The sequence below is a fragment of the Jiangella anatolica genome, assembly GCF_003236295.1.
In the GTDB taxonomy this organism is placed as follows: Bacteria; Actinomycetota; Actinomycetes; order Jiangellales; family Jiangellaceae; genus Jiangella; species Jiangella anatolica.
In genome coordinates this window covers 1-5798 of the sequence record NZ_POTW01000165.1, presented here as the reverse complement: position 1 = coordinate 5798, position 5798 = coordinate 1, and the positions used below count along the sequence as shown (strand labels likewise).

Below are 5798 nucleotides of genomic sequence, written 5' to 3'. Positions count from 1 at the left end.
GGACGGTGGGGCTGGGCGCGGTGCTGGCCGCCTGCGGCGCGGGCTCTGCGACCGGTTCCCCGAGCACGGCCGCGATGGCGGCGCCGTCGGCCGCGGAGGACGACCTGGTGGCGATGCTCGACGCGGTCGACGTGGCCGGGACGTCGCCGGAGACGACCGAGGGGCCGTACTGGTTCGACGTCGACTCGATCCGCTCCGACCTCCGCGAGGACCGGCCCGGCACCACCCTGACGCTGGCGCTGCGGGTCCAGGACGCGCAGAACACGCCGCTGCCCGGCAGCGTCGTCGAGATCTGGCACTGCGACGCCGGTGGGGAGTACTCCGGGTTCGAGGTCGCCTCCGGCGGCCCGCCCGGGGGCGCAGGTGAGCAGTCCACATCCGACGGCACGTACAGCCAGGGCGACGTCGAGTCCGAGCCCACCGACGACGGCACCTATCTGCGCGGCGCCCAGGTGGCCGACGCGGACGGGATCGCGCGCTTCACCACGATCTACCCCGGCTGGTACCGCGGCCGGACCGTGCACGTCCACGTCCGCGTGCACGTCGACCAGCAGACGGTGCTGACCACCCAGCTGTTCTTCGACGACGAGCTCAGCGACCAGGTCTACGCGGCGTCGCCGTACAGCGACCACTCCGGCCGCGACACGTACAACGATGGCGACTCGATCTACGAGGACGCCGGACTGCTCACCGTCGTCGCCGACGGCGACGGCTGGCTCGGCTACGCCAACCTCGGTGCCTGACGGGGTGCTGGCACCCCGGGCGGCTCGCCTGCTGGCACCCTGCCTCGGCCCCGCGCCGCTCCGTAGCGTCGTGGGGGAGGAGAGGGGGCGCTCATGCGGGCGACGTACCGGGTGCTGAGCGGGCTGATCGCGCTGGCCGTGGTGTTCCAGGCCGCTGTCGTCGCGTTCGGGGGGTTCGGCTTCATCCGCGAGCTGGACGACGGCGCGGTGATCACCGCGGACAGCGACGCACCGAACCCGGGGCCGATGCTGCATGCCATCGGCGGGACGATGGTGATCCCGCTGCTGGCCCTGGTGCTGCTGGTCGTGTCGTTCTTCGCCAAGGTGCGTGGCGGCGTGAAGTGGGCCGCGTTGCTGCTGCTGGCGGTGGCGGTGCAGATCACGCTCGGCTTCGCGGGCTTCCAGCTGCCGGCGCTGGGGCTGCTGCACGCGGCCAACGCGTTCGTGATCCTGACGCTGGCGCTGCTGGGCGTGCGGGCCGCGGGGGCGGCCACCCCGGCGGCGTCGGACGAGACCACCGGCGATGCCGCCCGGGTCTGAGCGCCGGCTGCGACGCAACAACCGGCTGGTCATCGGGGCTCTCGCGGCGGTCGCGGTGCTGGTGGCGGCCGGGCTGGTGTGGTCCTCGAGCCGGCTGCCGGACACGTACTCCGTCATGGGGATGGGGCACGCGGAGTTCGGCGGCGGACCGGCCGACGAGGTGCACGGCGGCCATGCCGGTCACGGCTGGGACGGCCCGCCGCGGCAGCGGGGTGACCGCGACGTGTCCGAGCTGACCGGGCCGCGGGACCGGCCGGCCGACGTCGCCGTCGAGCTGGTCGCCGCCCGCGACGGCGGCCGATACACGCTGAACGGGACGACGCCGGGGCCGGAACTGCGCGTCACTCAGGGCGACCTGGTGGAGGTCACGCTGGTCAACGAGTCGGTCCCGGACGGCGTGACGCTGCACTGGCACGGCGTGGACGTGCCGAACGCGGAGGACGGGGTCGCCGGGGTGACGCAGGACGCCGTCGCCGCCGGCGGGTCGCACACGTACCGGTTCGTCGCCGCCGACGCCGGCACCTACTGGTACCACTCGCACCAGGTCTCGCACGCGCAGGTGCGCGGCGGCCTGTTCGGCGTGCTCGTGGTCGTGCCGCGCGCGGGGGTCGCGGCGGGCCAGGACGTCGTCGCGGCCGTGCACACCTACGGCGGCGAGCCGACGGTGAACGGCGCGGACGGGCTGCGGGTCGACGCGGCGCCCGGCGAGCCCGTCCGGCTCCGGCTGGTCAACACCGACAACGAGGTGAAGCGGGTGTGGACGGCGGGCGCGCCGGTGCGGGTGCTCGCGGTCGACGGGCGGGACGTGCACGAGCCGGACCCGGTGACCGACGCGGCCGTGACGCTGCCCGCCGGTGGCCGCGTCGACCTCGGCTTCACGACGCCGGTGGACGGGACGACGGTGCGGGTCGAGCTGGGCGGCGTCGCCGTCGTGGCCGGTCCGCCCGGCGCGCCGGACCCGCCGGTGAGCGACCCGCCGGCGGACACCGTCGACCTGCTGCGGTACGGGGAGCCGGCGCCGCTCGGCTTCGACCCGGCCGCCGCCGACCGCGTCTTCGACTACCGCATCGGCCGCCGGTTCGGGCTGGTCGACGGCGTGCCGGGGATGTACTGGACGATCAACGGCAGCATGTTCCCCGACGTCCCGATGTTCGTCGTCGCCGACGGCGACGTGGTTCGGATGCGGATCGAGAACTCCGGCGCCGACAACCACCCGATGCACCTGCACGGCCACCACGCCGTCGTGCTCAGCCGCGACGGCGTGCCGGCCACCGGCAGCCCGTGGATCGTCGACTCCCTCGACGTCGGCCGGGACGAGACGTACGAGATCGCGTTCGTCGCGGACAACCCGGGGATCTGGCTGGACCACTGCCACGACCTGCCGCACGCCGTCGACGGGCTGGTCGCGCACCTCGTCTACACCGGCGTGCACACGCCGTTCCGGGTCGGCGCCGGCAACGAGCCGGAGTGATCAGCCGGCGGGGGTGAGGCTCAGCGACATGCCGGCCAGGCCGCGCTGGCGGTGCGACAGCCGCTTCGCCACCTGGCGCAGCGTCGCCGCGGCCGGCGCGTCCGGATCGCTCAGCACCAGCGGCATGCCGGCGTCGCCGCCCTCGCGCAGCCGGGTGTCGAGCGGGATCTCGCCGAGCAGCGGCACCGCCGCGCCGAGCCGCCGGGACAGTCCGTCGGCGACCCGCTGGCCGCCGCCGCTGCCGAACAGCTCCAGCCGGTGCTCCGGGCCGCAGTGCGGGCACGGCAGGAACGACATGTTCTCGATGACGCCGGAGACCTGCTGGTGCGTCTGCATCGCGATCGACCCGGCCCGCTCGGCCACCTCCGCGGCGGCCAGCTGCGGCGTCGTCACGACCACGATCTCGGCGTTCGGCAGCAGCTGGGCCAGCGAGATGGCGACGTCGCCGGTGCCGGGCGGAAGGTCCAGCAGCAGGACGTCGAGGTCGCCCCAGTAGACGTCGGTGAGGAACTGCTGCAGCGCGCGGTGCAGCATCGGCCCGCGCCAGGCGACCGGGATGTCGCGGTCGGGCTTGAACATCTCCGTCGAGATGAGCTTCACGCCGTGCGCCGGCACCGGCATGATCATCCGCTCGACGACGGTCGGCTGCGATCCCTCGACGCCGAACATGCGCGGGATCGAGTGCCCGTAGATGTCGGCGTCGACCAGGCCGACGCGGACGCCGTCGGCGGCCATCGCGGCGGCCAGGTTCGCCGTCACCGACGACTTGCCCACGCCGCCCTTGCCGGACGCGACCGCGTAGATGCGGGTGAGCGAGCCGGGCTGGGTGAACGGGATCTCCCGCTCCGGCGCGCCGCCGCGCAGCTGCTGGGACAGCGCCTTGCGCTGCTCCGGCGACATGACGTCGAGCACGACGTCGACCGACGTGCTGCCCTGCAGCGCCATCACCGCCGCGGTGACGTCGCGGGTGATGGTGTCGCGCAGCGGGCAGCCGGCCACCGTGAGGTACACCTCGACGCGGACCCGCCCGTCGGCGGCGACGTCCACGGATTTCACCATGTTGAGCTCGGTGATCGGCCGCTTGATCTCCGGGTCCTTGACCCCGGCGAGCGCCGTGGTGACGTCGTCGACGGTTGGGAGCGCATTCATATGGTCGATGCTACGTCGCTCCCGGCGCGCCGCCGTCTAGGATCTGGACGACATGACGGCGAGCAAGGACACCGACCAGTGGGTCACGGCTGAGCAGCTCGAGGTGTGGCGGCTGTTCATCCGCGCGCAGTCCCGGGTGATCCGGCGGCTCGAGGCCGACCTCCTCGCCGAGCACGAGCTGCCGCTGGCCTGGTACGACGTGCTGGTGCGGCTGCTGGAGGCGGACGGGCGCCGGCTGCGGATGAGCGACCTGGCCGAGCGCGTCCTGCTCTCGCCCAGCGGCCTCACCCGGCTGGTCGACCGGATGGTCGAGGAGGGCTTCGTCGAGCGGGCCCAGGCCGAGCGCGACGGCCGCGGCTTCTACGCGGTGCTGACCGACGCCGGCTACGAGCGGCTGCGCGACGCCAGCGGCACCCACCTGCGCGGCGTCCACGACTACGTCGTCGGCCGCTTCGACGACACCGAGCTGGCCACCCTGGCCGACCTGCTCCGCCGCCTCGACCCCTGACCCCGCCCTGATTGATCACGTCAAGTGGGTGTGCTCCCGCTTCCCCAGGAATGCATGCCTGGGTGAAGCAGGAGCAGCCCCACTGAGAACTCGCGCGGTTTGGGGTCTGTTGGAGTGTGGGGCCGTCGTCACGCGTATGGGGTGCACCTCGCCCGTCTGAGGGGCCGTGCGGCGGCCGGTTGGCCGCCGCATCCGGTCTGGTCGCGGGTGAGGTGCGCCAGTGGTGGGTGCGCAAGCTCCCCGGGGGTGACGGCGCGGCCTCACCTGCGGGGGGGCGTGTGAGGTCTGCTCGGCGTCGCCCACGGCGCCGGGGGTCGGTCGGCGCGGTCGATGCCGCCCACGGTCGTCGTCGCCCCGGCATCGGGCGGGTGGTCGGGCGACCTACTCGCGGTGAACGGGTGTCCTAAGTAGGCGTGCTCCCGCTTCCCCAGGAAGGCATGCCTGGTGAAGCGGGAGCAGCCCCACTTGACGTGATCAATCAGGAGAGGACGGGGGACCAGGCGCCGGTCGCCACCGCCAGCGCGACGGCGACGGCGGTGAGGAGGACGGACGCGGCCAGCAGCGCGGCGTCCGCCCGGCCGAACACCGGCCGCCGCGCCGACGTGCGATGCGCCGACGCGGCGAACCCGCGCGCGTCCATCGCCACCGCCAGCTGCGTCCCTCGTCGCACGGCCCCGACGAGCAGCGCGAACAACCGGCCGCCCAGCACGCCGAGGGCCCGCAGCGGATGACGGTCGCCGCCGAGGCCGCGAGCGCGCCGGGCCCGGCCGAGCACCTCCCACTCCGACGCCAGCAGCGGCGCCAGCCGGAACGCCGCCAGCGACCCGTAGGCGAACCGGGCCGGAACCCGCAGGTGCCGCACCAGCGCGTCGGCCAGGTCCACCGGGTCGATCGTCAGCACCGCCAGCACGCCGGGCAGCGCGATCGCCGCGACCCGCAGGCCGGCCGTCGCGCCGGTGGCCAGACTCTCGGTCGTCACCAGCAGCGGACCGGCCTCCAGCAGGGTCGCGCCGCCCTTGCGCGCGGTGAACACCGCATTCCCGAGCGTCACCATGACGACCGCCAGCCCGAGCGGCCACAGCCGGCGCAGCAGCCCGGACCAGCCCACGCCCCACGCCGGCACGGAGACCAGCCAGGCGGTCAGCAGGACGCCCGCCGACACGGGATCGACGCTGACCAGCAGCACCATCGACGGGATCAGCGCGGCCGCAAGCTTCGCGACCGGGTTGCGCCGGGCCAGCACCGCCGCCGTATCGGTGGACAGGTGCGTCTGCAGCAGCGTCACGACCGCACCTCCGCGGCCACCGAGAGCGTCCCGCCGGACACTGTCACCCGCTCGTCGGCCAGCGCCGACGCGAACGCCTCGTCGTGCGTCACCGCCACGATC

General features: G+C 74.1%; 6 protein-coding genes. 4 read left to right on the top strand and 2 right to left on the bottom strand.

Going from position 1 to position 5798, the window contains the following annotated elements:
• The 3 genes from C1I92_RS32455 to C1I92_RS32445 form a co-directional block, all read left to right on the top strand.
• On the top strand, positions 1-743 hold a 743-nt coding region (locus tag C1I92_RS32455), incomplete at its 5' end, for a dioxygenase family protein (protein ID WP_111258761.1).
• 93 nt (positions 744-836) lie between these two features.
• Positions 837-1283: a hypothetical protein gene (locus tag C1I92_RS32450; RefSeq protein ID WP_111258759.1), complete on the top strand. Its 447-nt coding sequence runs from the start codon at positions 837-839 to the stop codon at positions 1281-1283.
• The gene (locus tag C1I92_RS32445) at positions 1267-2754 is read left to right on the top strand and encodes a multicopper oxidase family protein (RefSeq protein ID WP_111258758.1); all 1488 of its coding nucleotides are present in this window, start codon (positions 1267-1269) and stop codon (positions 2752-2754) included. The genes C1I92_RS32450 and C1I92_RS32445 overlap by 17 nt, the downstream gene beginning before the upstream one ends.
• Here C1I92_RS32445 and C1I92_RS32440 read toward each other — a convergent pair whose 3' ends face one another.
• Positions 2755-3903, bottom strand: a complete 1149-nt coding sequence (locus C1I92_RS32440) for an Mrp/NBP35 family ATP-binding protein (RefSeq protein ID WP_111258757.1) — start codon at positions 3901-3903, stop codon at positions 2755-2757.
• Positions 3904-3955: 52 nt separating this feature from the next.
• Between C1I92_RS32440 and C1I92_RS32435 the strand changes: the two genes are divergently transcribed.
• Complete coding sequence (locus C1I92_RS32435; RefSeq protein ID WP_111258756.1) at positions 3956-4411, top strand: MarR family winged helix-turn-helix transcriptional regulator; 456 nt, start codon at positions 3956-3958, stop codon at positions 4409-4411.
• Positions 4412-4889: 478 nt separating this feature from the next.
• Here the strand turns inward: C1I92_RS32435 and C1I92_RS32430 are convergent, their stop codons facing one another.
• A complete protein-coding gene (locus tag C1I92_RS32430) occupies positions 4890-5690 on the bottom strand; it encodes an energy-coupling factor transporter transmembrane component T family protein (protein WP_369124148.1) in 801 nt (266 codons plus the stop codon).
• Positions 5691-5798 lie beyond the last annotated feature (108 nt).

Excerpts from the sequence above, each read along its gene's own strand:
- C1I92_RS32450 (WP_111258759.1), top strand. The coding sequence starts at position 837 with ATGCGGGCGACGTACCGGGTGCTGAGCGGGCTGATCGCGCTGGCCGTG.
- C1I92_RS32445 (WP_111258758.1), top strand. The coding sequence starts at position 1,267 with ATGCCGCCCGGGTCTGAGCGCCGGCTGCGACGCAACAACCGGCTGGTC.
- C1I92_RS32440 (WP_111258757.1), bottom strand. The coding sequence starts at position 3,903 with ATGAATGCGCTCCCAACCGTCGACGACGTCACCACGGCGCTCGCCGGG.
- C1I92_RS32435 (WP_111258756.1), top strand. The coding sequence starts at position 3,956 with ATGACGGCGAGCAAGGACACCGACCAGTGGGTCACGGCTGAGCAGCTC.